22 protein-coding genes and 1 riboswitch are annotated in these 25,597 nt (G+C 70.5%); of the genes, 4 read left to right on the plus strand and 18 right to left on the minus strand.

The features are described 5' to 3' along the window. Positions 1 to 9: 9 nt before the first annotated feature. From K4B79_RS31410 to K4B79_RS31450, 9 genes are all read right to left on the minus strand, one after another. Positions 10 to 540, minus strand: a complete 531-nt coding sequence (locus tag K4B79_RS31410; protein ID WP_030049047.1) for an MSMEG_0572/Sll0783 family nitrogen starvation response protein — start codon at positions 538 to 540, stop codon at positions 10 to 12. A gap of 41 nt (positions 541 to 581) precedes the next feature. After that, positions 582 to 1,397, minus strand: coding sequence for an amidohydrolase family protein (locus K4B79_RS31415; protein ID WP_232030683.1), 816 nt, complete (start codon positions 1,395 to 1,397; stop codon positions 582 to 584). 20 nt (positions 1,398 to 1,417) lie between these two features. Then, complete coding sequence (locus tag K4B79_RS31420; RefSeq protein ID WP_232030684.1) at positions 1,418 to 2,773, minus strand: MSMEG_0569 family flavin-dependent oxidoreductase; 1,356 nt, start codon at positions 2,771 to 2,773, stop codon at positions 1,418 to 1,420. Next, complete coding sequence (locus K4B79_RS31425; RefSeq protein ID WP_232030685.1) at positions 2,770 to 3,075, minus strand: MSMEG_0570 family nitrogen starvation response protein; 306 nt, start codon at positions 3,073 to 3,075, stop codon at positions 2,770 to 2,772. Before K4B79_RS31425 ends, K4B79_RS31420 begins: the two co-directional genes overlap by 4 nt. 708 nt (positions 3,076 to 3,783) lie before the next feature. Further along, on the minus strand, positions 3,784 to 4,668 hold the full coding sequence (locus K4B79_RS31430) for an amidohydrolase family protein (RefSeq protein WP_232030686.1): 885 nt from the start codon (positions 4,666 to 4,668) through the stop codon (positions 3,784 to 3,786). Between the two features lie 27 nt (positions 4,669 to 4,695). Continuing rightward, positions 4,696 to 5,496, minus strand: coding sequence for an SDR family NAD(P)-dependent oxidoreductase (locus K4B79_RS31435; protein ID WP_232030687.1), 801 nt, complete (start codon positions 5,494 to 5,496; stop codon positions 4,696 to 4,698). Between the two features lie 13 nt (positions 5,497 to 5,509). Beyond that, positions 5,510 to 6,082, minus strand: coding sequence for a carboxymuconolactone decarboxylase family protein (locus K4B79_RS31440; RefSeq protein ID WP_232030688.1), 573 nt, complete (start codon positions 6,080 to 6,082; stop codon positions 5,510 to 5,512). After that, positions 6,079 to 6,900, minus strand: a complete 822-nt coding sequence (locus K4B79_RS31445; protein ID WP_232030689.1) for an alpha/beta fold hydrolase — start codon at positions 6,898 to 6,900, stop codon at positions 6,079 to 6,081. Before K4B79_RS31445 ends, K4B79_RS31440 begins: the two co-directional genes overlap by 4 nt. Positions 6,901 to 6,930: 30 nt before the next feature. After that, positions 6,931 to 9,075, minus strand: coding sequence for an acetate--CoA ligase family protein (locus K4B79_RS31450; protein WP_232030690.1), 2,145 nt, complete (start codon positions 9,073 to 9,075; stop codon positions 6,931 to 6,933). 117 nt (positions 9,076 to 9,192) lie between these two features. Here K4B79_RS31450 and K4B79_RS31455 point away from each other — a divergent pair, with 117 nt between their 5' ends. Beyond that, positions 9,193 to 10,110 (plus strand): acyl-CoA thioesterase, encoded by a 918-nt coding sequence (locus K4B79_RS31455; protein WP_232030691.1) that lies wholly within the window; start codon positions 9,193 to 9,195, stop codon positions 10,108 to 10,110. A 59-nt stretch (positions 10,111 to 10,169) separates the two neighbouring features. On the opposite strand, the gene K4B79_RS31460 is transcribed toward K4B79_RS31455, so the two are convergent. From K4B79_RS31460 to K4B79_RS31485, 6 genes are all read right to left on the minus strand, one after another. Next, on the minus strand, positions 10,170 to 12,224 hold the full coding sequence (locus K4B79_RS31460) for an FAD-dependent oxidoreductase (RefSeq protein ID WP_232030692.1): 2,055 nt from the start codon (positions 12,222 to 12,224) through the stop codon (positions 10,170 to 10,172). 14 nt (positions 12,225 to 12,238) lie between these two features. Then, positions 12,239 to 13,381, minus strand: a complete 1,143-nt coding sequence (locus K4B79_RS31465) for an acyl-CoA dehydrogenase family protein (RefSeq protein WP_232030693.1) — start codon at positions 13,379 to 13,381, stop codon at positions 12,239 to 12,241. Between the two features lie 87 nt (positions 13,382 to 13,468). Further along, a complete protein-coding gene (locus K4B79_RS31470; protein ID WP_232030694.1) occupies positions 13,469 to 14,608 on the minus strand; it encodes an ABC transporter substrate-binding protein in 1,140 nt (379 codons plus the stop codon). After that, entirely contained in the window at positions 14,601 to 16,373 is a 1,773-nt protein-coding gene (locus tag K4B79_RS31475) for an ABC transporter permease (RefSeq protein WP_232030695.1), read from the minus strand. Before K4B79_RS31475 ends, K4B79_RS31470 begins: the two co-directional genes overlap by 8 nt. Next, positions 16,370 to 17,503, minus strand: coding sequence for an ABC transporter ATP-binding protein (locus K4B79_RS31480; protein ID WP_232030696.1), 1,134 nt, complete (start codon positions 17,501 to 17,503; stop codon positions 16,370 to 16,372). Before K4B79_RS31480 ends, K4B79_RS31475 begins: the two co-directional genes overlap by 4 nt. Positions 17,504 to 17,536: 33 nt before the next feature. Beyond that, positions 17,537 to 18,961: an MmgE/PrpD family protein gene (locus K4B79_RS31485; RefSeq protein WP_232030697.1), complete on the minus strand. Its 1,425-nt coding sequence runs from the start codon at positions 18,959 to 18,961 to the stop codon at positions 17,537 to 17,539. A 301-nt stretch (positions 18,962 to 19,262) separates the two neighbouring features. Here K4B79_RS31485 and K4B79_RS31490 point away from each other — a divergent pair, with 301 nt between their 5' ends. Then, positions 19,263 to 19,949: a GntR family transcriptional regulator gene (locus tag K4B79_RS31490; RefSeq protein WP_232030698.1), complete on the plus strand. Its 687-nt coding sequence runs from the start codon at positions 19,263 to 19,265 to the stop codon at positions 19,947 to 19,949. A 756-nt stretch (positions 19,950 to 20,705) separates the two neighbouring features. Here K4B79_RS31490 and K4B79_RS31495 read toward each other — a convergent pair. The 3 genes from K4B79_RS31495 to K4B79_RS31505 are packed head-to-tail and all read right to left on the minus strand — an operon-like array spanning position 20,706 to position 23,586. Continuing rightward, positions 20,706 to 21,548, minus strand: coding sequence for an ABC transporter ATP-binding protein (locus tag K4B79_RS31495; protein WP_232030699.1), 843 nt, complete (start codon positions 21,546 to 21,548; stop codon positions 20,706 to 20,708). Further along, a complete protein-coding gene (locus K4B79_RS31500) occupies positions 21,545 to 22,558 on the minus strand; it encodes an iron chelate uptake ABC transporter family permease subunit (protein WP_232030700.1) in 1,014 nt (337 codons plus the stop codon). The genes K4B79_RS31495 and K4B79_RS31500 overlap by 4 nt, the downstream gene beginning before the upstream one ends. Then, positions 22,555 to 23,586, minus strand: coding sequence for an ABC transporter substrate-binding protein (locus K4B79_RS31505; RefSeq protein WP_232030701.1), 1,032 nt, complete (start codon positions 23,584 to 23,586; stop codon positions 22,555 to 22,557). The genes K4B79_RS31500 and K4B79_RS31505 overlap by 4 nt, the downstream gene beginning before the upstream one ends. A 58-nt stretch (positions 23,587 to 23,644) precedes the next feature. Further along, positions 23,645 to 23,820, minus strand: a riboswitch (cobalamin riboswitch). Between the two features lie 795 nt (positions 23,821 to 24,615). Between K4B79_RS31505 and K4B79_RS31510 the strand changes: the two genes are divergently transcribed. Together K4B79_RS31510 and K4B79_RS31515 are read left to right on the plus strand one after the other, a co-directional pair. Then, positions 24,616 to 24,990, plus strand: a complete 375-nt coding sequence (locus K4B79_RS31510; protein ID WP_232030702.1) for a hypothetical protein — start codon at positions 24,616 to 24,618, stop codon at positions 24,988 to 24,990. A gap of 205 nt (positions 24,991 to 25,195) precedes the next feature. Next, the gene (locus tag K4B79_RS31515) at positions 25,196 to 25,552 is read left to right on the plus strand and encodes an ArsR/SmtB family transcription factor (protein WP_232030703.1); all 357 of its coding nucleotides are present in this window, start codon (positions 25,196 to 25,198) and stop codon (positions 25,550 to 25,552) included. Positions 25,553 to 25,597 lie beyond the last annotated feature (45 nt).

A 25,597-nucleotide genomic window follows, 5' to 3' on the forward strand; every position in this document is an offset into this window, starting at 1 on the left:
GTCGTGCTCCTACAGCTGGTAGGTGGAGTTGATGATGGCGCCCTTGCGGGCGTAGTGGATCAGCGCGTCCTGGACGTCCAGGGGGTGGGTGGGGATCACGCCCTCGATGAGGTCCTCCTCGCGGGCGCCGTGCAGGGACAGGCCGAAGCGGCAGCAGTAGACCTTGCCGCCCTCGGCGATGAACGTCTTGAGCTGGTTGTTGATGTTGTGCTCGCCGGGGAAGGCGGAGTTGCCGACGGTCGGGAAGCCACGCGTGGCAAGGCAGTTGAGCGAGCCGGGGCCGTAGAAGTAGATCGCGGTCTCGAAGCCCTTGCGCAGGGCGCGGGTGGCCTGCAGGACGGCGACGAAGGACACCGAGGACTCGTGGGCGATGCCGTGGACGAGGGTGAAGTACGTTTCGCCGTCCTCGGCCTGGTAGTCGGGGAACACCTTGGTCGAGCCGTAGATGCTGGTGCCCTCGGGGAGCGAGGGGTGCGGGATCTCGTCGAGAGACTTCTGCTCGACGTCGGAGAGTTCGGCGGTGACGACGGATTCGGACATGGCTGTCTCCTGGTGTGGATGGGAGGGGAGTCGGGGGTTGGTCAGTCGTAGAGCGCGGCGAACGTGTCCCGGAAGACCAGGTCGCCGAGTTCGCCGCCGCCGGTGGCTTCGGCGAGTCGGGCGTATTCGCCGGTGAGGTCGCCCCACGGCTGGTCGCTGGCGAAGAGCACCCGGTCGTGGCCGATGCCGCGGCGCTCGATCTCCTGGGCCAGCCAGCGGGGAGTGAAGCCGATGGCCCAGGAGAGATCGGTGTAGACACGCTTGCCGGCGCTGATCCAGTCGAAGAACCGGGAGCCGACGAGTTTGATGTGGCCGCTCATGCCGCCGCCGAAGTGCACGAGATGGACGGGCACTTGGTCGGCGTACCAGTCGACGAGGTGGCCGACCTCGTCGATGTCGGAGGCGGCGCCGGGAGAGGTGTGGACGTGGACGACGAGGCCATGTCGGGCGGCTTCGGCGAAGATGCGGTCCAGCTGGGGGCGGCAGGCGGGGTCCGTGGGGCGGCCGCCGAGCAGGAAGCTCAGCTTGAGGGCCTTGACTCCGGGCTCGCCCGCCAATTGGAGCGCTTCCTCAGTGCGTTGGGCGTCCTCGGGGCGTGGGGAGACCCACAGTCCGGCACGGATGCGGTCGTCGCTCTGCGCGGCCTCCAGCGCCAGTTCGTTGAAGGAGAAGGCGATCGCGGGGTCCGGGACGCCGTAGTTGGGGATGACCAGGGCCCGTTCGGTGCCCTCCGCGTCGAGGTCGGCGATGAGCTGTTTGACGGTGGCGCGGGCGGTGGTGTCCGGGTTGACGGGCGGGCCGCCGTAGAAGGGGTAGGCGGGCAGGACGCCGATGTGGCGGTGTGCGTCGTAGACCATGTTTCCGGTCCTCAGCTTCCTCAGCCGATCGGGAGGGCGGAGGCCAGTTCGCTGGGGGCTCCGGTGAGCGTGCCGCACACGTCGGCCAGGCGCCGCGAGGCGTCGATGTGATCGGCGAGGAACTCTGCGTCTCGGCCGACCGCCTCGAAGCGGCCCGAGCCCCAGGAGTACTGCCAGGGCAGACCGAGGAAGTGCAGGCCAGGCGTGCTGGTGGCGCCGCGCCAGTGCATCGGGTAGCCGCGGCCGTCGAAGACGGGGGCCTCGATCCACCGGTGGTCGCGCCGGAAGCCGGTAGACCAGATCACCGAGGTGATACCGGCGGCCTCCAGGTCCAGCGCGCGCGGCTGCTCGTTCGGCTCCCACACCGGGACGTACCGGGGCTCGGCCGGGGCGTCGATGCCATGCGCGACGATGTGGGCGTCGATGGCGTCCTTGATGCCCTCGGCGACGGAGTCGGCGTGGTCCAGGTTCACCTTCAGGTCGTCGGCGAACTCCAGGCCCGTACCGGTGATCGCGGTGAGCCGCCCGTACAGCCGCATGCCGTCGCGGGCAAAGGCACGCAGGTCGATGTCGCGGCCGCCGTCGCGGCCGGTGACGTAGTGATTGACCCGCATGCGCACGGCGTCGGCGTCGTCGAAGTCGTCTATGGACTTGTCGTAGTGGCCCATGTCGTCGAGCCAGGCCACGCAGTCACGGCCGCGGTAGAAGCGGGCCACACGAGGGGCGCTGCCGACGGCCAGGTGCACCTGGCGCCCGGCGAGGTGGAGGTCCTCGGCGATCTGGCAGCCGGACTGACCGGTGCCGACCACCAGAACCGCTCCCTCGGGGAGCTGGTCGGGGCTGCGGTAACGAGAGGAGTGGGCCTGGGTGATGCCGTCGGGCAGGCGTTGGGCCATGGGCGGGACGGCCGGCGTGTGGTAGGGGCCGGTGGCGACCACCACCTGCTCGGCGGTGAAGTCCCCGGCGGTGGTGGAGAGTTCGAACACCCCGCTCGGCGAGCGCCGCAGCCGGGTGACCGTCACCCCCTCCACCAGTGGCGGCCGGAAGAAGGAGACATACTCCTCCAGGTACCGGACGATCTCGTCACGGACCATGAACCCGTCCGGATCATCGCCCGGGTAGGGGTAACCGGGCAGCCTGCACTGCCAGTTGGGGGTCACCAGGCAGAAGGAGTCCCAGCGGCGCTCACGCCACTCGTGCCCGACCCGGTCGGCCTCGAGGACGACATGCTCGACACCTCGCCGACCGAGGCAGTAACTCATCGAGAGCCCCGCCTGACCGCCGCCGATCACGACCACCGGGATCGGGGAACTTCCCGCGTCCGTCAGGCCATGAGGGAGGGCGCCGGACAGCCGTATCGCCGGAGCCGAGCTCACCGCGTGCTCCCGTCGGCGCCGGTCATGGATTCGACCGTGATCTTGGCATGGCTGACGTCGGCGTACGCGGCGGCGGTCCGCTCGATCTGCGCGAGCTGGTCGGAGGCACCGGTACAGAAGAAGCCGAACTTCTCCTTCACGCGCTCCCCGGCGATACCGAGTGCCGTACGGCTACGCTCGACGAAATCCGCAAGCTCGTACTGGCCGCCGGGAACGAAATAGTCCTCGACTATCGTGGAGGGGGAATAGCAGCGCTGCATCAGACCGTCGGGCCAGCGCACATGGAAATACATCTCGGGCATGACATCCTCCATGACGGGCGCCGAGGTCTTGACACCTCGCCGCTGTCCGTGGAGACCAACTTCAGCCCTCGGAGATTTCCGAACGAAGTCATCCGGAATAAAGGGGAGTTGCCAAGAACTCACCTCAGTTCGGAACACGATCGACGTATTCTTGTTGCAGGGACATGAAACGGAGGCGTCGAGCCCGTCAGGATGTTCGGCGGGGTCCGGATCTTCCGTCCGGGATCAGTTTTCCGTCATGGCTGCGACCGCATCGGCCGAGCCCTGCCCCTGACCGTCGTCGGCGCCACCCCACCCATGAGGATCTCGCCCTCGTCTCTGTGTTCCAGGTGATTGAGGCAGGGATGAACGTGGTCCTACCGAATCCGGGCGGCCCACCCTGCCTGGCTCCGTGCGCGCCGACGCGTTCGCCCGCGTTGGACGCCCGGGCCCCGAGATCGTGGGGAACGCGCGCAACCCCAGGTGCACACCCTCATGGCCCCGCACCTCGCTGCCGGATTCTTTCCTGAACACGCCGTGTCGGTGCCACGCTGGGCCCTCGGAGCCATGAAGGCGAGGGCGTCCGACCGCCCCCGGCGTCGTCAGAGCTCGGCGTGACCGACGACGCTGAGGACCACGGCCGGCCCAGGGGACACGTTCCCGAAGGGCGTGCCCCAGGCGACCGTGGGCTCTCCCGTGCACCCAGACCTCCCCGTGCCCTCCCCCGTCTCACCCGGGGAAGTCGAAGCACTCCGTCGGGTTGTCCACCAGCAGGCGGTGGCGGGCCGTCTCGCCGGGGGCGATGTCGGCGAGGAGGTCGGTGAGGTCGCCGTCGTCGGGGACGAAGCCATGGGTGTTGGGGTGGGGGAAGTCCGTGCCCCAGACGACGCGTTCCGGGGCGGTGCGGGTGAGGAGCCGGGCGAGTGCGGCGGAGTCGGTCATGGCGGGCGGGGCTGTGGCGAGACGGTCGGCTCCGCTGAGTTTGACCCAGGTCCGGCCGGTGTCCAGGAGGCGGCGCAGGGCTGTCACGGCAGGGGAATCGAGGCTCTGGCGCAGGTCGACGCGGCCCATGTGGTCGATGACGAGCCGCAGGGGAATCGAGCGGATGAAGTCCTCGTGATCTACGAGGACGTCGCCGGTGACGTGCAGTGCGAGGTGCCAGCCGTAGGGGCGGACCAGGTCGGTGATCGCCGCTGTCGCCGCGGGTGTGGGCGGCTGCCCCAGGTGCGGAAGGAAGTGCAGGCGCGTGCCGCGTACACCGGCCTCGTGCAGCCGGGCGACCTCCCGGGCGGGAGTGTCCGGGCGGATCAGCGCGACGCCTCGGTAGCGGCGTTCGCCCTCCTCCAGTGCCGCCAGCAGCGACGTGTGGTCGGCGCCGTGTGCCGCCGACTGGACGATCACGGCGCGGCGGATGCCCAGGAGTGCGTGCAGCTTCTGCAGGTCGGCGAGGGGAGCCTCGGGCGGGGTGAAGGTCCGGTCGGGGGCGTAGGGGAATCGGCTGGTGGGGCCGAATACGTGGCAGTGCGCGTCACAGGCGTTGTCGGGCAGCGTGAGCGTGGGCGCGTGCGGGGCCGGGTGCGGGCCCGGGTTCGAGGGGGTCGAAGCGGTGGCCATGGGTGTCTCCCGGCGGTCGCTGGGTGGTCAGTCGCAGCGGGCCGTCATGCCGCCGTCCACGACGAGTTCGGTTCCGGTGACGAAGCGCGCTTCCGGCGAGGCGAGAAAGAGCACGGCGTGGGCGGTGTCGCGGCCGTCGCCCATGAAGCCGAGCGGGATGCGGGCCTGGCGTCGGGCGAGGAGGGTGTCGACGTCGCCACCGGAGCGCTGTCCGGCCAGCCGCGCCTCGACCATCGGCGTGTGCAGCTGTCCTGGGACGACGGTGTTGACGCGGATGCCGTCGGGAGCGTGCTGCACGGCGACCACGCGGGACAGTTGGATGACGCCGGCCTTCGCGGCGGCGTACGCAACCTGGGCGGAGCCGGTCCACCTCAGGCCGGAGGTGGAGGCTATGTTCACGATGGCGCCGCCACCCTGCTGCCGCATGACCGGGATGACGTGCTTGCAGCCCAGGTAGACGCTGGCGAGGTTGGTGTCGAGCTGCTGCCGCCAGGTCTGTTCGTCGAGTTCGACGGGGCCGCCGTGGCGTGAGCCGCCGACGTTGTTGACGAGGATGTCGACCCGGCCGAAGGCGGCGAGGGCGGCTTCGACCATGCCGGCCACCGCGTCGGAGTCGGTGACGTCGCAGACGTGCGTCACCGCCGTGCCGCCCTCCTCCTCGATCAGCTTCGAGGTCGGTTCCAGCGGTCCGGTGTCCCGGTCCACTAGCAGAACCCTGGCGCCCTCCCGGGCGAGAAGGACCGCTGTCGCGCGGCCGTTGCCCCAGCCGGGCCCGACGCTGCCCGCGCCGGTGACGATCGCGGTCTTGCCCACCAGCCGTCCGGTCATGCCTCTGATCCGTTCATGCCACTGCTCCGTGCTCGTTGGACGCGCCGAGGGCCGTGCCCGTCGCGGGTCGGCCGATGTGCAGCGCGACCAGGAAGCGGGAGACCAGGTTGTAGGTGCCGATCAGGGCGGTGAGTTCGACGATCCGCCGGTCGTCGAAGTGCGCACGCAGGCCGTCGAAGACCGTGTCCGGTACGTCGACGGAGCGGGTCATGGCGTCGGTGTAGGCGAGGGCGCCGCGTTGGGCCGGGGTGAGCAGCGGGGCCGCGTCCTCAGCGGCCCCGCGCAGCGCGTCGGTCTGCCGCCGGCTCAACCCGGCGCGGAGCGCCACAGGCTGGTGCGCGTCCCACTCGTAGGCCGCCCCGTTGAGGGCGGCGATGCGCAGGATGGCGAGTTCGCGGATGTCGGCGTCCAGGAGGGTCTGGGTGCGGATCGCGCCGAGCAGGGTGTTCCAGCCGTCGGCGACGGGCGGGCTGTGCAGCAGCATCTCGTCCAGCGGGGTGAGGTTCCCGCCCCGCCGTTCACGGATCCGCTCGGCGACCTCGCGGTCGTCATCGCCGTCGCGGCTCCGAGGGTCGAGTCGTGTCATGCCTTCGGTCCTCCTTCCTCGGTTTGGTTCTCGACCGCGCGGGCGAACGCGGCGACGGCCTCGCTCAGAGCGGCGGGCCGTTCGGGGGCGAGGGCGTGTCCGGCGCCACGGACGACGCGGACGGTGACCCGCTCGCCGAGCATCGGCCGGAACACGCCCGGGACGACGACCGCGTCGTGCTCCGCCTGCAGGTCTAGCAGCGGGACCGTGCCGCCGCCGCTGAAGTAGTCGTCCACGGGCGTCGTGTCGCGCGCGTGTCCCTGCGCGTGGTGCGTCTCGGGGTACCAGCCGGTCAGCCAGGGCCTCGGGTCGTTTCCGGGTGCGAAGAACGCCTGCTCCAGGTAGCGCAGTCGCCGCCCCTCGGGCAGCGAGAGGTCACCGGCCCCGTCGATCGCCTCGCGCATCCTGCGGTAGGGCTTCTCCGACGAGCCCGGTGGGAGCTTTCCGGCCGAAGCGGCGGCCATGACGAGGCCGCTGACCAGGTCGGGGCGGTCTGCCGCCAGTGTGCGGGCGGGCTGACTGCCCCAGGCGTGGCCGACGATCACCGCGGGTCCGGTCCGTTCCTCGTCGAGGACGGCCGCGACGTCGGCGGCGAAGTCGTGCAGGTCCAGGCCCTTCATCGGTCCTCTGCTGCGACCGATGCCGCGCGGCTGGGGGCGCAGGACACGGAAGCCCGCGGCGGCCAGCAGGGCCGCTACCTCGTCGTAGTCCCGCGCGCCCCTGCCGAGGGAGGGGAGGATGACGACGGTCGGCCCCTCACCCTGGCTGAGGGTCTCGATCTGTACGTCTCCTTCGGTGACGACCTTCCGCTGCACCATGCTGTGCTCCCCCGCTTCCTTCCCCCCTCCTCAGAGCTGGACCGGCGCCCGGCGGACGAGTGCGTCGAGCGCGGTCACGCCCTTGCCTGCGAGGCCGACCGAGACCGGGTTGACCTCCGCCTCCAGGACGCCGGGATGGTCGACGGCCAGCTGGGAGATGCCGACGACGGTGTCGGCGAGGGCATCGATGTCGCCTGCCGGGGCACCCCGGTGGCCGCTGAGCGGGGCGAGCCCCTTGACCTCGCGGATCATCTCCAGGGCGGTCTCACGGGTGACGGGTGCGAGGCGGACGGCGGAGTCGGCGAAGAGCTCGGCGAGCACGCCGCCGGTGGAGAGCACGACGACGGGGCCGACATCCTGGCTGACCCGGTAGCCGACGAGCGCTTCGGCGACCCCGGAGCCGACCATCTGCTGCACGAGGACCCGGTCGATGACGATGTCCGGGTCGTAGGCGGCCACGGCTACGGCGACGGCACGGGCGGCGTCCCGGATTCCGTCCGCGTCGTGGACGTTCAGGATGACTCCGCCGGCGTCGCTCTTGTGCGGGAGCTTCCCGGAGAGGGCCTTCACCACGACGGGGTAGTCGAAGGGCAGGTCGAGCGGGCCGCAGGAGTCCAGCAGGGTGTCAAGGGCCAGGCCGACGGCGGGCGCCGGCGTGACGCCCTGCCCGCGGAGCAGTTCCGTGGAGGCGAGTTCGTCCATGACGCTCGCCTCGCCCGAGGCGTTGACGGCGGGGTGTGCCCGGCCGCCGATGGTGGCGGGCTGCCGGGCGAAGGCCGCGGCGACGACGTCGGCGCAGGATTCCGGGGTGCGGAAGGCGGGGACGCCCGCGGCGTGCAGCAGTTCGGCGGCCTGGGCGGCCTCCGGGAGCGCGAACGCTGCCACGGGAACCTGGTGGCCGCCGCGTTCCGCGATGGCGTGGACGGCGAGTTCGGGGTTGAGGCGGGCGGAGGAGCCGATGACGAAGACGATCAGGTCGAACTCGCCGCTGTCCTGCATCAGGCGCAGCGCCCTGGTGACGCTGTCGTGGCGGGCTCCCTCCAGGCCGATGTCGGCGATCAGGCTGTGCGGTATCGGAACGCCGGCCGCCGCCATGGCATCACGCAGCCGCTCGCTGGGTGCGGTGACGGGGAGGCCGCGCAGGGCGAGCTGGTCGACGACGATCGCGCCGCCACCTCCGGTGGTGGTGATCACGCCGACGCGCGCTTGGCGGCGGCCGGCGAAGGCGGGGAGACGGCGCAACAGTGCGGGGGCTTCGAGGAGCGACTCGAAGTGCGCGACACGGCTGAAGCCACACGCGGTGAAGAACGCCTCGGACTCGCTGTCCTCGCCGGCGAGCGCGCCGGTGTGCGAGACGGTCAGCGCGGCGGCCTCCTGCGAGCGTCCGAGTTTGTAGACGGCGACAGGCTTGCCCGCGCGGTCGGCGGCGGCCGCGAAGTCGGCGAGGTCGTCCGCGTGCCGCAGCGATTCGAGGAAGAGGGCGTACGAGGTGACGCCCGGGTCGTCGAGGACGGCCCGGCAGATGGCGCCCAGGGAGAGATCGGCCTCACCGCCGGTGGAGACGAGTCCGGCGAAGCCGATGCCGCGCCCGCGGGCCCGGCTGACCAGGGAGCCGATGACACTGCCCGACTGGGAGGCGACGAAGACGCCGCCTCGCGGGATGTCGGGCTCGCCGAAGGCGGCGTTACCGGTGAGCATCACTCCCGCACGGGGGTTGACGACGCCGAGGCTGCTCGGCCCGACAAGCCGCACCTGCCCTTCGGCGGCCGCCGCCCGCAGCCTGTCCTCGCGCTCGCGCCCGGCCTCACCGTCCTCGCCGAACCCGGCCGAGAGGATGGTGGCCACGCGGACGCCGGTCCGGGCGCACTCCTGTACGGCCTCGATGGCCGCTTCCGCGCCGGTCATGATGTAGACGTGCTCGGGCGCCTCGGGCAGTGCCGTCAGGCTCGGCCATGCCTTCTCCCCCTGGACGGTCTCCCGGCGCGGGTTGACGAAGTACGTGCGGCCCCCGTAGCCGGCCTGGGCCAGGAAGCGCTGCGGACGCCCCGTGGTCTTGGCCGGGTTGTCCGACGCCCCGACCACGGCGACGCTGCGCGGGTTCAGCAGGGCCTGGCTCAGTGCGTCCGCAGACGACGTGTCCGGTGCGGTCGCGCGCCTCATCGCCGCGTTGTCCATGCCGGTCAACTCCTCATTTCCGCTCGGCCAGTCCGGATCGGATGATCCGGATAATTACATAGTCTATAGAGTGTTGTCTATCAGGCACTGCTCGATACGCCGGAAGGAGCCCACACGATGGAGCCGACACAAGGGGACGAGTCCTCCACCGGGACGACCGTCAACGACGAAGCACTCGTCGACCGCCTACGGCTTGAGGCCACCGGCCAGGACACGTACACCGGATTCCCGGCGCGCGGCTTCGACCAGCGCGTCTTCGGCGGTCACCTCCTGGCGCAGACCCTGCTGGCCGCGGCCCACACCGTCGACGCCTGCCGCGTCGCCAACTCGCTGCACGCCTTCTTCCTGCGGCCCGGTACGCCGCACGCCCCGATCCGGTACTCCGTCTCCCCGCTGCGCGACGGCCGCTCCCTCTCGCTGCGCTCGATCACGGCGGAACAGGACGGACGCACTCTGCTCCGCGCGCACGTGTCCTTCTCCGTCACCCGCGAGGACGAGGACAGCCTCCACGCGCCCCCCATGCCGTGCGTTCCCGTGCCTTCGTCCCTCACCCCGCTCCACGCACGCACCGCCGCGAACGGACATCTCCCCGACGGCTTCAACTGGCGCACCCGCAAGGACTGGTGGACGTCCTCACGCCCGCTGGACGTGCGGTACATCGACGGGACGCACCTGGAGGACCCCGCGCTGCGCTGCTTCTGGTTCCGTACCGCGCCCACGCCCCGGGGCGACCGGAACACGCAGCGGGCGATCCTCTCGTTCGCCTCGGACCGATCGTTGCTCCCGGTCATCCACCACACCCGCGGCGAACTGACCGGGCACGGCCACCGCACGGTGGCGAGTGTGGACCACACCATGTGGTTCCACAGCGACGTGAACGCCGGCGACTGGCTGCTGTACGTACAGGACAGTCCGTACAGCACCGCCGGGACGGGACTGGCGCGCGGGCTGATCTACCGGGCCGACGGCGTGCCGGCCGCGACCGTGGTCCAGCAAGGGATAGTCCCGGGCAGCCGGTCACGGGCGCAGGCGTAGCGACGGCAGTGTGCCGACGGACCGGACGGCTCCGGGCCCGTCCGCCCCCTTTCGCCACCTCACCCCTCGGTGAGCAGAGCCAGCCGCCCCTGTCTGAAGCCCCATCCGGTCGCCTCACCCAAGCGTCTCTGCTCGGCTTCGAGTACGGACGGATCCTGGCCCCGCGCCCAGAAGGTGACCCCGCCGACGTGCTCGGGAAAGCCGTACGCCAGGGTCAGCATCAGGTCGATGTCGCCGGCCCGGTCGGCGATTTCCTCGTCGAGCAGGAGGGCGGCCTCGTTCGCCATCGCCATCAGTGCCCGGCGCACGATCTCGTCCGCCGTGAAGGCCCGTGGCGCGATCCCCTTGCGCTGCCGGGACTCCTCGATCAGCCGGGCCACCCGGCTGTCGGGCACCGGTGTGCGTGACCCGGGCTCGTAGTGGTACCAGCCGTCGCCGGTCTTCTGGCCCAGGCGGCCGCGTTCGCACAGCTGGTCCGCGACATCGGGGTAGCGCTCGCGCGGGTCCCTGTCGGGCGCGCGGCGCTGCCGCATCCGCCAGGCGATGTCCAGGCCCGACATGTCGGCGACGGCGAACGGTCCCATGGCGAAACCGAATTCCTCCAGAGCGGAATCGATCCCCTCGGGAGTGGCGCCCTCTTCGACCATCAGCTCGCACTGCCTGCGGTAGGCGTTGTAGATCCGGTTACCGATGAACCCGTCGCACACGCCGGCGACGAGAGGGAGCTTCCGCATCGCGTGGGCGGCCGTGAACGCCACGTCCATCGCCGCGTCCGACGTGCGTGCGCCGCGCACGAGCTCCAGGACCGCCGCCCGGTGCGCGGGGTTGAAGAAGTGCATGCCGACGAGGCGGGAGGGGGTGTCCAGTGACGCCGCCAGCTCGTCGACATCTAGGTAGGAGGTGTTCGTGGCCAGGGTGGTGCCCTGCTGTGTGACGCTCTCCAGTTCCCTGAGCACCCGCACCTTGACCGCGGTGTCCTCGGTGACCGCCTCGATGGCGAGGTCGACGTCCTTGAGATCGAACAGGTCCGTCCCCGCCGACAGCAACTCAAGGCGCCTGCCCGCCTCTTCTGCCTCCAGACGTCCGGCGGAGACCATGCGCAGGTACGTGCCGCCCAGGGACTCGACGGCGCGGCGCGCGGCCACGGGGTCCTGGTCCACGACGGTGACCTGCATCCCGGCCTCCGCGCATGCGCGTGCGATACCGGCCCCCATGGTTCCGGCACCGACCACACCGACGTGGGTGAGTTCGCATTCCGTCTCGGCCCGGTTAGCCTTGCGCACCGCGGTTCTGGCGAAGAAGAGGTGCCGCAGCGCCGCCGCCTCGCGCCCGGTGCGCAGCCGGTTGAACTCGGCCCTCTCGTACGCGAGGGCGCGGGCCGACGGCACGGCCGTCCCGGTGAGCACCGCAGCCACGGCCGCGACGACAGCGGGGCGTGCGCGCCCCGCGGCGATGGCCCGGCGCGCGCTCTCCTCCAGCGCGCCCGGCTCGTCCGTGCGCACCGGAAGGTCCCGCAGCACCCGTTTGCCCTCCAGGGCGCGGGCGAAGCGGACCGCCTCCGTACGCAGCGAGGCGATCACCACCTCGTCGACGAGACCCTCGTCCCGAGCCCGCTCCACCGGAAGGCGCTCACCGGAGGTGGCCAGTTCGAGAGCACGAGAGGGCGCAACCAGGCGCAGGGAGCGCTGGGTTCCGCCCGCACCGGGGATCATCCCGAGCGTCACCTCGGGGAACCCTACGACTCCTCCGGCCTGCGCGATCCGGCCGTCGCAGCCCAACGCGAGTTCGAACCCGCCGCCCAGGGTCGCACCGGCGAGCGCGGCGACGACCGGCTTGGGGCACCGTTCGATCGCCGCGACGACCTCGGGCAACTGTGGTTCGGGCAGGGTGTCGACCGCGAACTCGCGCAGGTCCGAGCCCGAGACGAAATACCGGCCCGCGCCGATGAGTACGACGGCCGTCGCGCGCTCGTCACAGGCCGCCGCCGAGACCCCGGCGAGCAGTCCGGCCCGTACGGCGGCAGTGCTCGCGTTGACCGGCGGGTGGTCGATGACCAGGAGGGCGACGTCCTGCTCGACGGTGTAGGTGACGGGCCCCCACTGCTGTTCTGTCATGATGTGCCCCTCCCTCATGCGGCGCGCTGGCTGAAGCGGCGGCCGAAGATCTCCTCGGCGATGCGGTTCTTCAGCATCTCCGTCGAACCGCCGGCGATCATCCAGCCACGGGTGCGGCGCATGCAGTACTCGACGAGTGTCTCGGTGCTGTAGCCGAGCGCGCCCATGGCCTGCATGGCCTCGTTCGCGGCCCGGAAGCCGGCGTCGTTCGCGGCGTACTTGGCGACGGAGGTCTCGTAGGCGGACGGCAGCCCGGCGGCGGCGTTGCGCACGGCACGCTCAAGGAGAGCATCCGCGGCGTCCAGGGCCACCGCCACCTCGGCGAACTTCCACTGCAGTCCCTGGAATTCGCTGAGCGTACGGCCGAACTGGGTGCGTGTGTCGAGGTGTTCCCTGGCTGTGTTGAAGGCGAGGCGGCCCAGGGCGAGGGCGCGGGAGGCGTTGCCGATGCGCTCGACGTTGAAGCCGCTCATCTGCTTCTTGAAGCCGCCGGGGCCGAGCAGGATGTTCTCCTTGGGTACCCGGCAGTCCTCGAAGTACAGCTGCGCCCAGGTCTCGCCGCTCATGTACGTCGAAGGTGTGCCGAGGGTGAAGCCGGGGGTGTCGCGCTCGACGAGGACGGAGCCGATGTTGCGGGTGCCGGGGCCGAAGCGGACGTAGACGAGGAAGAGCGTGGCGTCGACGCTGTGGGTGCCCCAGATCTTGGTGCCGTTCAGGACGACGTCGTCCCCGTCCTCGGTGGCCGTGGTCCTCAGCTCGGTGGCGGCCGAGCCCGCTTCGGGCTCGCTCATGGCGAGGGAGAGCAGGGTCCGGCCGGCGAGGAGGTCAGGGAGGTACTTCTTCTTCTGCGGGTCGGTGCCGAATTCGGCGAAGGTGCGGATGGCGCCGAAGTTGCCGGCCTGGAGGACGTCCGCGCTCTTCGGGCAGTGCTGGGCGATCTCCTGGATGACGGCCACGGCGTCGCCGAGCGCGGCGCCCTGGCCGCCGTCCTCGGCGGAGATCGTCAGGCCCAGCAGGCCCCGGTCGGCGAGGAGGCGGGCGATGTCCCAGGGGTACTTCGGGTCGTGGGCCCGGGCCAGTGCGCCCTCGGCGAGGTGGCGGGAGGCGAAGGAGCGGACCGAGGCGATGAGGTCCTGGCGTTCGGTGGTGTCGGGCATGGGGATGCTGTCCTCTTGGTTCGGCTGGGTGAGGTGCCTGGAGGGTGGGGTGCGTCGGCTGGAGTCGTGCAGGAGTGGCCCGGCCACTCAGCCGATGTAGTCGAAGGCCCTGCGCCAGACCTGCTCGTCGGCATTGTTGTAGCGCTCCATCTGGTCCTCGTTGAGCAGATGCGCGCGGGGCGAGTCGGCCGGGGGCAGCTGGTACTCCCCCGCCTTGACTCGGCCGATGTCGGTCCGCGCGGCGATGAAGCCCTGCGAGGCGGCGAAGCGCTGCCCTTCTTTCGACACCGACCAGTTCGCGAAGACTCGCGCGGCCGGACTCTTCAGTCCCTGTTCGGTGAGGCCGAGCGGCGCGGGAGCGCCGGCGACCCCTTCCTCGGGGACGATGAGCTTGATGGGGGCTCCGGCGGCCTGGGCGGCGAAGGCGTTGTTGAAGCTGAGCGAGGCGATCGATATCTCGCCGCGGGCGAGGGCGTCGACCTCGGTCGAGGTCGAGTCGAAGATACGTGCCTGGTTCCGTCCCTGCGCCTGCAGGTAGCCGGCGCCGAACTCGTCGATCTGGAAGTGGGCGAGAGCCTTGACGCTGCCGCCGGTGGTGACGGCGACGACGCCGAGTTTCCCCTTGTAGCGGGGGTCGGTGAGGTCCTGCCAGCCGGTGGGCGGGTCGTCGGTGATGACGGCGGAGTTGTAGCCCATCGCGTTGACGATGTAGTAGCTCGCCCAGTAGCGGTCGCTGGTGAGCGCGGTCCCCTCCGGCAGTCGGCCGTGGAAGGGCGTGCGATACGGGACGTACACACCGGCCTTGGCGAACTGGCGGGCCACGAGCGGGTCGGTGATGCGGATGGCTCCGGCTTTGAGCCTGCCCGCCCCCTGTTCCGACAGTGCGCGTTCGGCGAGCTTGTTCGTGGGGAGCCGGGTGAGCTGGACCTTGATGCCGGTGTCCGTCTCGAACCGGGCGACGGTGAGTTCCTCCGCCTCCTGCCCGGTGCCGGAGTAGAGGACGACGGTGTCCCTCTTCGCGGCCTGGTACAGCTTCCGGCCGGCGATCAGCTCCCCGTCGATGCGCAGCCCGTCGGATGTGTCGATCTCCGGCTTCGCGAGCAGATCCGCGGCCGTCCGTGCCTTGGTGTCCTCTAGGTCGCCGCAGGCGCCGACCGTGACGAACAAACCGGCCCCCAGCGCGGCGAGGAGTCCACGCCTGTTCAGGTGTCGTACGGTCTCAGGCACCGTGGACCCCCTTCTTCGCGCCGAGGCGACGCGGCAGGTAGCTCAGGACGAACATGATCAGGCAGTAGACGAGCGCGGTCGCCGATGCCTCGCGCAGCGCTCCGCCGTTCTCGAACTGGTCGTATATGGCGATGGAGAGGGTCTCGGTGTCGGTGGTGTAGAGGAAGAGCGGGACGGTCAGCTCGCGCATGCTGAGCATGAGCAGTAGCAGAAACGTCGAGGAGACGGCGACGCGCAGCAGTGGCAGCGTGACGAAGGAGATCGCTCGCAGGCGGCGGGCGCCGAGCATCACGGCGCTGTCCTCCAGGTCGCGGTCGGTGGACTGGATGGCGGACGCGATCCCGCGGAAGCCCTGGGGCATCTGCACGGCCACGAAGCCGATGATCAGCACCCACAGGGTCCCGTACACCGGCACCGGCATGACCAGCCACGTCCACAGCAGGCCGATACCGAGTACGACCGCCGGAATGGCGAGCGGGACCATGGACACGGTCTCCAGGGCTCCGCGTGCGACGGCCTTGGTGCGGTAGACGACGTAGCCGGCGAGGAAGGCCAGGACCGTTCCGCCGAGGGCGGCGAACAGCGACACGAGGACGCTGTTGCTCGCGGTCTTGACGAAGACGTCGGAGGTGACCGCCGTGACGAACGAGGTGATGTTCAGGGCGCCCGGCTCGGTGAGGCTGCCGAAGGAACTCATGTACGGCGAGGTGCGGATGGCCGAGAGGAGGAGCCCGAGCAGCGGGGCGACGATGGAGAGGACGAAGTAGATCAAGGCCGCCAGCAGCGCCGGGGTCCGCAGTCGGCCCAGACGCAGGGTGCGGGGCTTGACGCCCTTGCCCGAGACGGTCGTGAAGGACCGCTTGGCGAGAACGCGGCGCTGCACGAGGGTGACGGACACGACGACGGCGACCAGCACGACGGCCACGGCCGCCGCCTCGTTGCCGCGCGAGGGCGTGGCGTTCATCAACGTGTAGACGAACGTCGGCAGGGTGTTGATGCCGCCCGGTGAGGCCAGGACCTGGGAGACCGCGAAGTTCTCGAAGATCAGGACGAAGATCAGCAGACCGGAGCCGAGGATGGCGGGCAGTGCCAGAGGCAGCGTGACCGCGCGGATTGTCCGCCACGTCGAGCCGCCGTGGGTGCTGGCCGCATCCTCCAGGTCGGGGTTCATCATCGACATCGCGCTGTGCATCATGAGGAACGCGTACGGGGCGTAGTACATGGCCATGACCATGACGACGCCGGGCACGGAGTAGATGTTGACGGGCCCGGCCATGCCGAGGTCGCGGAAGCCGGTGTTGATCAGCCCGGCGCCGGGGCTGCCGAGGATCGCCCAGGCCAGGGCTCCGACGTAGGACGGCAGGAAGAGCGGCATGAGCCCGATGAGGAAAACGAAGCCCTTGCACCGGATGTCGGTACGGGCCGTCACGAACGCCAGGAAGCCACCGATGACCAGGGCGGACACGGTCGCGCAGACCGCGATGAGGAGCGAGTTGCCCGCCGCCGCGAGGACCCCGGCCTCGGCCAGCACACGGAAGTTGTCCAGGGTGAGGTCGAGGCCGATGGAGCCGGGCCGGGGAACCTCCTCGCTGAACGCGGCGAGCACGATGAACCCCGCCGGGACCAGGACGAGGAAGCCGACGACGGCCAGGAGCGGCAACCCGACCAGTCTGGTCCACCGCCCCGGGCCGCGCCGGAAGGGACGCGTCGTTCGGCGCTGCGGCTCGGCGGCGGACGCCTCGGGCTTCATGAGAGTCGTGCTCATGCGGCCACCTCCGCCACGGCAGGCTCTGGCACGGTTGCGGGCAGCACCATCACGTTCCCGGCGGGGACACTGACGGTTACCCGGGCACCGTGGTCGAGTCGGCCGGCCACCGGCGGCGCACAGACGGCTTCCAGGCCGAGCCCGGCGTCGGTGGTGATCTTGCACCGGATGGACGAACCCTGGAAGACGGCGACGTCGACGGTGCCTTCGAAGGAGTTATCGGCATCGTGGGCGGCGGCCGGAGAGGGGTGGCCTGTACCGATGAGGTGGACCCGGACGTCCTCGGGGCGGATGCACACGCTGGCCGACCGGCTCGGCATGTCGTCCGCGGTGCGCAGCGACAAGCCGCGTCCGACGAGTTCGGCAACCCTCGCCGATGCTCCCCGCTTGGCCTCGAAGACGTTCGTCACGCCGAGGAAGGCCGCGATGGACGCGCTGGCGGGGCGCCTGTAGATCTCCTCCGGGGTGCCCAGCTGGGTGATACGGCCTTCCTGCATGATGGCGATCCGGTCAGCCAGGGCGAGCGCTTCTTGCTGGTCGTGCGTCACATACATGCTGGTCAGGCCCTGCTCGACCTGGATGCGGCGGAGTTCGACGCGCAGGTCGTCACGGAGGCGGGCGTCCAGGTTCGACAGGGGCTCGTCCAGCAGTAGCACACTGGGCGACATCGCCATCGAACGGGCCAGCGCGACGCGCTGCATCTGCCCGCCGCTGAGCATGCTCGCGCCCCGGTCGGCGAGGTGGGCCAGGCCGACGGTGTCCAGCACCTGAAGGACTGTGCGGCGCCGGTCGCCCTTGGCGACACCTTTCATCTGCAGCGGGAACTCCACGTTCTCCAGCACCGTCTTGTGCGGCCACACCGCGTAGGACTGGAAGACCATGCCGACGTTGCGCCGGAAGGCGGGCAGCGCCGTGCCGTGTACTGCGTCGAAGACGGTGGTGTCGCCGATCGAGATCGTCCCCTGGGTGGGTGTCTCCAGCCCCGCGATGCACCGCATGGTGCTGGACTTCCCACAGCCGGACTGCCCCAGCAGGACCACCGACTCCCCGTCCTCGATGGTGAGGTCGAGATTCCTGATGGCGACGAAGTCGCCGTAGGCGAGTTCGAGGCCGCGCACGTCAACCTTCATGGTGGGATCCTCCCTTCGTTGCGGTCGGTCTGGTCAGACGGGAACGGCGTTCCCGCGCTCATGCGCGGCACGGACGGGGCAGCCGGAGCGGACGGCCTCGTCGAGTTCGTCGAGGAAGTCCAGAGACCGCAGGCCCCAGGCGGCGGCGATGAGCGCCTCGGCCCGCGCCGCGCCGACGACAGGGACGACGAGACCGCGGACCTTGTCCTCTAGCGCGGCGTCGGAGAGCGGGTTGGCGGGCTCGCCGTAGGGGTGCTGGACGCGGTGGTTCAGCCGTGTCCGGTCACGCAGCACGACCGTCACGTCCGCCGGCCGGCCGGCCGTCGGGTAGGCGGCGTCGGCGGCCTCGTCCAGCTCGACGACGACCTTGTCGGCCAGTGCCCGCACCCGGGCGTCGGTGCGCGCCTCCTCGCGGAAGTCGGTGAGCGTGACAGTGCCGCGCACCAGTGCCGTCGCCACCGTGTAGGGGAGGCTGAGCTGTGCCTGGAGCACGGTGTCCAGGGTCTTCCCGGCATGCCCGGTGGCGATCTTGAACGTTCCGACGTGGACCTCCTCGACCTGCTCCGGGTCGATGGTGTGCGCCTTGCCGAGCGCGAGCACCGCGTCGATCGCGCCGTGCAGGTGGCGGCAGCAGGGGTACGGCTTGACATACGTGCCGAGGAGCACCCACCGCTCGCCGAGTCCGTCCCGGACCGTCTCGGCGTGCCAGTCACGGCCCTCCGTGCCGGCGTACGCGGCGAAGTAGCCGTCCTTGCCCTCCAGTGCGGTGGTCGGACCGGTGAGCCCGGCCTGCGCGAGGTCGGCGGCGGCTATCCCGTCCCGGGCGGCCTTGCCCGGGTGGAGCCGTTTGACCTCGGCGGAGCCGCTGAGGAACTCGAAGAGGCCACCGGCGTGGGAGGCCGCGATGCCGAGCGCGTTGGCGGTGGTCTCGGCATCCAGCTCCAGCAGGACACTCACCGCCGCGGCGGCTCCCAGCACGCCCGCGAGGGGGGTGTTGTGGAAGTGGTTGTTGCGCGTGGCCGGGTGTCCGGCCGCCGCGATCCGGCAGGCCAGCTCCATCCCCACGGCCGCCGCGACGGTGACGCGCTCCACGCCGATCCCGCGCTCCTGCGCCACGGCGAAGACGGCCGGCAGAACGACCGACGTGGGGTGCATGCTGCCCGGGGTGTACCCCTCGTCGGCCTCAATGCCGTGCCCGTTGGTCCCGTTGACCAGCGCTGCCCCCAGCGCGGACATCCGTCCGTGGCCGATCGCGGTGGCCGCGTCGCCGGGATACATCCGCCCCACGTGTTCGGCGACCGCCGCCGAGACCGGGCCCACCGAACTCGCGACGACCCCGGCCAGGTGATCCAGGGTCATCCGCCGCACATGCCGGTCGAGTTCCGCCGGCAGCGCGACGCGCCGCTGCCCGGCGACCCATTCCGCGACATCCCGGGTGAGTCGTTCCTGTTTGGACATGCCAGTCTCCCGACTTCCGAAGCTCTCGACGCTGAGAGAGGGGCGCAGATGAACGCCTGTGGCGTGACCTGTGCCACTTCCACGCTCCCGCGGTGACGGAGATTACATAGTCTATAGAGTGCTGTCTAGAGGATCGGCGGCTGAGATCACACCCCAGGAGTGGCCGAACACTGCCGAGCCGAGAGGAGCCGAAAGGCAGCAAAACCCTTCAGCGCACCCGCTCTCTTCTCTGCACGCTGTACATTATTGAGTCCTGCATCCAGAGCGCCGGCAGCGATCGGCCCTGAGCCCGAGGAGCTCGATGAGCCAGGAAGGCAGCGGTTCCGCCCCACCCGTGAGCAGGACCGCCTATGTCGCGGACCGCATCCGGGACGACGTCGCGAAGGGCGTGATCCGCCCCGGCGAACTCATCAAGCAGACCGTGCTGGCCAAGCGTTACGGCGTCAGCCCGACACCCGTGCGCGAAGCCCTGCGCATGCTTGAGGCCGACGGCGTGATCATCTACTCCCCGCACAAGGGCGCCTCCGTCCGCCAGCTCTCCCCCGACGCGGCCCGCGACCTCTACCGCCTGCGCGCGGCGGCCGAACAGACCGCGGCTGTCATGGCCGTCGAGCGCATGACACCGGCCGGCCTGGAACTGCTGAAGGAACGGCACGCCCGGCTCACCGAGGCGCAGCAGAGCGGCCGGGCGACGGCCGCGGAGCTCTCCGTCCTCAACCGGGAGTTCCATTTCGCCCTCTATCGACAGTCCTCCCCGCTCGTCGCCGAGTACATCGAAACCCTCTGGGTGCGCTTCACCCCAGCGGCCACGATCTGGACCGCCGAGCACGCCGCCGCGCTCCGCCACGATCACGACCTCATTCTCCAGGCCGTACTCCAGGGTGACGCGGAGAACGCAGGCGCCCTGACGGCGGCGCACATCCAGCGGGCCGCAGCGATCCGCGAACACGAACCGGATCTCCGGGCGGCGGGGAGCGACAAGCGGTAGGAGGCCGGCACCGCCGACGCACTCGCGGGCCGCGTCCGCACCCGGCGACGATGGCCCCGTCGACCAGTACGGGATGGTCTGCCATGGCGATCGGGAGAGCGACGGCACCGTCCGGGCCGATACCCACCGGCACGAGCACCTGAGGCGCGTGACGTTCCACGACAGGCGCCGGTTCACCTCATCGATCTGCCCGGTGAGCCGCACCATGCGCTGATCCGGCAGACTCAAGCCTTGGCAGCGGAGTCCTCGGCGAGTGGGGACACCCTGGCGCTCCGCACCGGACCGTCGCCAGTCTTGGCGCGGCCCGTGAGTGCGGGATGGTTCCCGGTGGGGCTTCGTATCACCGCCGCCCTCACAGGCCCCCTCACCCGCCTGTCACCAACTACGTCGACTCTCCCGGAACGACAGCTCTGACCTGGTGTTACGCGCCTACGCTGGACTGCCGTGGACACCGGACCAAGATCCGGACCAGGTGCGGACCGACTCGGCTCAGCAGCAGACGATTCCGCCCATTGCCACAGGTCAAAGGGGACGGTGAGCGTGTACCACCAGCAGACGAAGAACCTTCTGGTGTCGTACTCGCCGAAGAAGCTCGGCTTCTTCTGGGAACGCCGGCAGGAGGCGCCTGCACTGGGCTGTTACCCGTGAGGCGCCTCCTGTTCGCCCCACTTCGAGCAGCCCTTCCGGGACAAGGCCCTCAGCCCGGTCGAGCCCCCTCGTCGTGATGTGTGCTGCGTGCCCGCTCCTTCAGGTCTCTCAGGGCTTTGTCCGGGCATCGCTCGTCGCGCTCCTCTCCAAGGGCCCCGCGCTCCCCTTGGGGGGAAACGCGTCCCGGGCGGCCGGGCGCAGGAAGCGGATCACGGGGTGGCCGGGCTCGTGGGTGACCTCGGCGCGGACGCCGTAGACACGCTCGATCAGGGCGGGGCTCAGGACGTCGGCCGGGGCGCCTTCGGTGACGGCGCGGCCGTCGCGCAGGATGAGCAGGCGGTCGCAGTACATCGCGGCGAGGTTGAGGTCGTGCAGGGCGATCACGGTGGTGACGGGCAGGCCGGCGATCAGCTCCAGGAGGTCGAGCTGGTGCTGGATGTCGAGGTGGTTGGTGGGTTCGTCGAGGAGGAGTTCGCGGGGCTCCTGGGCGAGCGCGCGGGCGATCTGGGTGCGCTGGCGTTCGCCGCCGGAGAGGGTGTGCCAGGACTGTCCGGCCCGGTCGGTCAGGCCGGTGCGCCGCAGGGCCTCGGCGACGGCTTCCGCGTCGGCCGCCGTGGGCGCTGTCCAGGCGCGACGGTGCGGGATACGGCCGAGGGCGACGACGTCCCGGACGGTCAGTTCGGTCTGGGTGTCGGTGTGCTGTGCGACGGTGGCGATCCGGCGGGCGGTGGCGCGGCGGCCGACCTCGGTGAGCGAGCGACCGTCCAGGGACACGACTCCGGCGGTGGGGGCGAGGACCCCGGCCAGCAGCCTCAACAGCGTCGACTTTCCCGAGCCGTTGGGGCCCAGCAGGCCGACGGTCTCGCCGGGCCGCAGGGTGAGGGTGACATCGTCGACGACGACCTTGTCGCCGATGCGCCGGACGACGCGGTCCGCACGCAGGCTGGTCATGCCCTTCTCCGTTCGCGGTAGAGCACGACCACGAACGCCGGTACGCCGATGAGGGACGTCACCACACCCACCGGGACCTCCTGGGGGTCGAGAACGGTACGGGCGAGGGTGTCCACCCACACCAGGAAGACGGCCCCGGTCAGCGCGGTGACCGGCAGCAGACGGGCGTGCCCGGAGCCGGTGAGGGCGCGGGTGGCGTGCGGGAGGACCAGGCCGACGAAGCCGATCGCGCCGGTGCAGCTGACCAGGGCGGCGGTGAGGAGCGCGGTGGCGCAGAGCAGGGCCAGGCGGGTGCGGGCGACCCGGACCCCGAGTCCGGCGGCGGCCTCGTCGCCGAAGGCAAAGGCGTCCAGGGTGCGGGCGTACCCGAGACAGACGACGAGAACCACCGCCAGGACGGCGGTGCAGAGCAGCACCTGCGCCCAGTCGGCGCCGGTGAGCGAGCCGAGCAGCCAGAACAGCACGCCCCGGGTGGTCTCGGCGTCGGCCGAGGTCAGGACGATGAACGAGGTCAGCGCCGAGAACAACTGCATGGCCGCCACCCCGGACAGCACCACCCGGTCGGTGCTGCCCCCCAGGGTATGGCTGAGCAGCAGCACCAGGGCGAAGGAGAGCAGCGCCCCGAGGAAGGCGCCCGCCGACAGGGACACCGCTCCGCCGCCCACCCCGAGCACGACCACGGCGACCGCACCCGTGGACGCACCGGAGGAGACCCCGAGCACGAAGGGATCAGCCAGCGGATTGCGCAGCAGCGACTGCATCACCGCCCCGCACACCGCGAGTCCGGCCCCGCACACGGCGGCGAGCAGCGTGCGCGGCATCCTCAGGTTCCACACGATGCCGTCCCGCAGCGGCGCCAACGTACCCTCACCGAGGCCCAGATGGGCCGCGACGGACGCCCAGACGTCCCCCGTGGAGATGTCGGCGGGCCCGATCGTCACGGCCACGGCGATCGACGCGAGCAGCGCGGCCAGTCCACTGCCCGTCAGCAGCAGGGTGCGCAGGCTCACTTGGCGAGCCCGAAGTCCCGCAGACCGGCTGCGACCTTCTCGATCCCCTCGACCGTGCGGATGGACGGATTCATCGCCTGCCCGCTCAGCAGGACGTACCGCCTCTTCTTCACGGCGGTCAGATTGCGGGTGGCGGGGTTGGTCTCCAGGAAGCGGATCTTGGCCGCGGCGGTCTCCGCGGTCTGCTGCTTGCGGGTCAGGTCGCCGATCACGATGACGTCGGGGTCGCGGTCGGCGACGGTCTCCCAGTTGATCTGGGGCCATTCGTCGTGGGTGTCGGCGAAGGCGTTCTTCGCGCCGACCGCGCGGGTGATGGCACCCGGTGCGCCGCAGCAGCCGGCGAGGTAGGGCGACTGGGAGTTGGCGAACCAGTACATCAGGGAGACGCCGGAGGCATCCAGCCCGTCGGTGGCCTCGCGCACCCGCTCCTTCAGCTGTCCGACGAGCTTCTCGCCGCGTGCCTCGACGCCGAACGCGCGGGCCAGGTCGTGGATCTCGCCGTACACGGCGTCGAGGGTGAGCGGCTTGCTGCGCGATCCGTCCCCGCCGCTGTCATTGTCCTTGCCGGCGGCGCAGTCGGACGGCGAGACGTACGTGGGCACGCCGAGCTTCTCGAACTGCCCGCGGGTGGCGACACCGCCCTTGCCGAGAGTGGAGACGAAGGAGGCGGTGACGAAGTCGGGTTCGGCGTCCAGGACCTTCTCGAACGAGGGGTTGTTGTCGGCGAGGCGTGGCACCGACGCGTTGGCCTTCTCCATGCCTTTCATCACCGGGTCGGTCCATGTGGCCGTACCGGCCATGCGGTCGGCGAGACCGAGCGAGAGCAGGATCTCCGTGCTGCCCTGATTGAGGGAGACGGCGCGCTTCGGCGCGGACTTCAGGGTGACCTTGTGGCCGCAGTTGTCGAGTGTCACCGGGTAGCCGGCATCGGAGGTCCTCTCCGCCGTCGCGTCGTCGCCGGAGGATCCGCAGGCGGTGAGCAGCAGGGCGGACACGAGGAGGAGGGCGGGGGTGCGGAGCACGGGCATGCATGCCTCTGGGGTCGGGGCTCGTACGCGGAGCCTGGCCTACGGACGTCCTCCGCGCGGGTGCACGGAGGTGCCAGCAGGTCTTCGGACTCGGGTTCGTCCGGACGGGGCGCCTTCCCGGTCTCCCAGTGGCTGCGTGCCCCGCCCGTCCCCCTCACCGCTGCGCGTCAGTTCCGGATTCGCACCGGATTCCCTGGCCTCGGGTGTGGCTCGACTGGCCCGCTGAGGCTATCAAGCCCGTCGTACGGTCGGACTGTGCGATCGGTCATGGGGTGCGGCGCGAAGGGGCCGGCGTTCTGGTCGATCCGCGGCGGCCGGCCGAGCGGTGGTGCGACCCGCTGGACATCGCGGGCTCTGGTGACTCGGTACGCCGAGCCCTTCTCTCCTCCCGTCACCGGCGCGATCGGTCTGCCCAGCTCATGTACGACACGCCCCTGCGTGACAGGCGGGCAGAGGCTGCCTTCCTCCTGCACACCGACCCGTCGGCTTCGCGCTCCGACGGCGTCTCCGGCAGACGGTCTTCGAGAGTCCTGGCGGAGGTGGCGTCGCCTGCCGGGATCCCGGCCCCGTTGGGACGAGCTCGTCAGAGCGACTGTGGATCGTCGAGGGCCAGGCCGGTGTCGGCTGACCGCCATCAACTGGCCGATGACGCTGGAGTCGTTGTCGGCGGTCACGGCTGTCTCAGGGGTGTGCCACCGCTCAAGTGCCAGGTCGACCAGCACCCGCAGCGCGGTCCCGCCCCGCTGTCTCCGTTCACCCAGGTCAGACCAGCCTGGGCCGCTCTGCACCGCGCCGCCCATCACCCATCACCCGTCACCCGACGGCACGACATTCGGTGTCCATATCCACGCCCGTCACGGCACTTCCCGTCAGCCGAACGATCCCTTCGCGTCACTGTTCGATCGCCACAGATCAGTACCAGAGAGTTCCCGCTGACGTGACGGCCGCGGGCATACGGTCCGGGCACCGCAGCGGGTCGCCGGAAGGAGCCCGCGCGGTCAACGGCACACGAAGCGAATGGGAGGCGCTGTGGCGAGTGTGGAAGTGTCGCTGAAGGAGATGATGGCCGGGGTCGAGGGGTCATTGGGAGCCGCCGTCGTGGACTACACCAGCGGAATGGCGCTGGGCACGCTCGGCGGGGGCAAGGACCTGGACCTGAATGTCGCCGCGGCCGGGAACACGGACGTCATCCGGGCCAAGGGCCGCACCATGGAACAGCTCGGGCTCAAGGGCCAGATCGAGGACGTCCTCATCACCCTCGACCGTCAGTACCACCTGATCCGCCTGGTACAGGGGCGCAACGGCAACGGGCTGTTCCTCTACCTCGTCCTCGACAAGGCGCGAGCGAACCTCGCGATGGCCCGCCACCAACTCAAGCGTGTGGAGGAGGTCATCGAGGTCTAGCGCGTCCGAGCGGCTCGGGGCCACGCACGCCCAGCATGTGAAGACTTCTTCAAGTCACCACATCAGCATGATGTCAATGTGCGTTCCCGCCGGCCCCACGACGTGAAGGATCGACACCCGAAGACGGTGCGTGATGCGGCGGCGCCCCGGTGCCTCCGCATCACCGCGTCAGCGTTCCCCCTCAGCCGACCAGGAGCGAGCACCCATGCAGGCCCCCCTCTACCAGGTCAAGGCGGAGTTCTTCCGCATGCTCGGTCACCCCGTACGCATCAGGGTGCTGGAACTCCTCCAGCACGGGCCGGTGTCCGTACGGGATCTGCTCGCCGACATCGACGTCGAGCCCTCCAACCTCTCGCAGCAGCTCGCCGTCCTCCGGCGCTCCGGCATCGTCGTCTCCATGCGAGAGGGCTCCACCGTCCGCTACGCACTGGCCGGGGGCGATGTCGCCGAACTCCTGCGCGCCGCCCGCCGGATCCTCACCGAGCTCCTCGCCGGCCAGCACCAGATCCTCACCGAACTCCAGCAGGCCGACGCCCCGACCACCACCCTGCACAGCGGCTGACCCTGTGAGCGGGGCCTCGTGCGGCCGTTGTCAGGGCCGCACGTC

The sequence above is a fragment of the Streptomyces lincolnensis genome (assembly GCF_021173675.1).
Classification (GTDB): Bacteria; Actinomycetota; Actinomycetes; order Streptomycetales; family Streptomycetaceae; genus Streptomyces; species Streptomyces lincolnensis_B.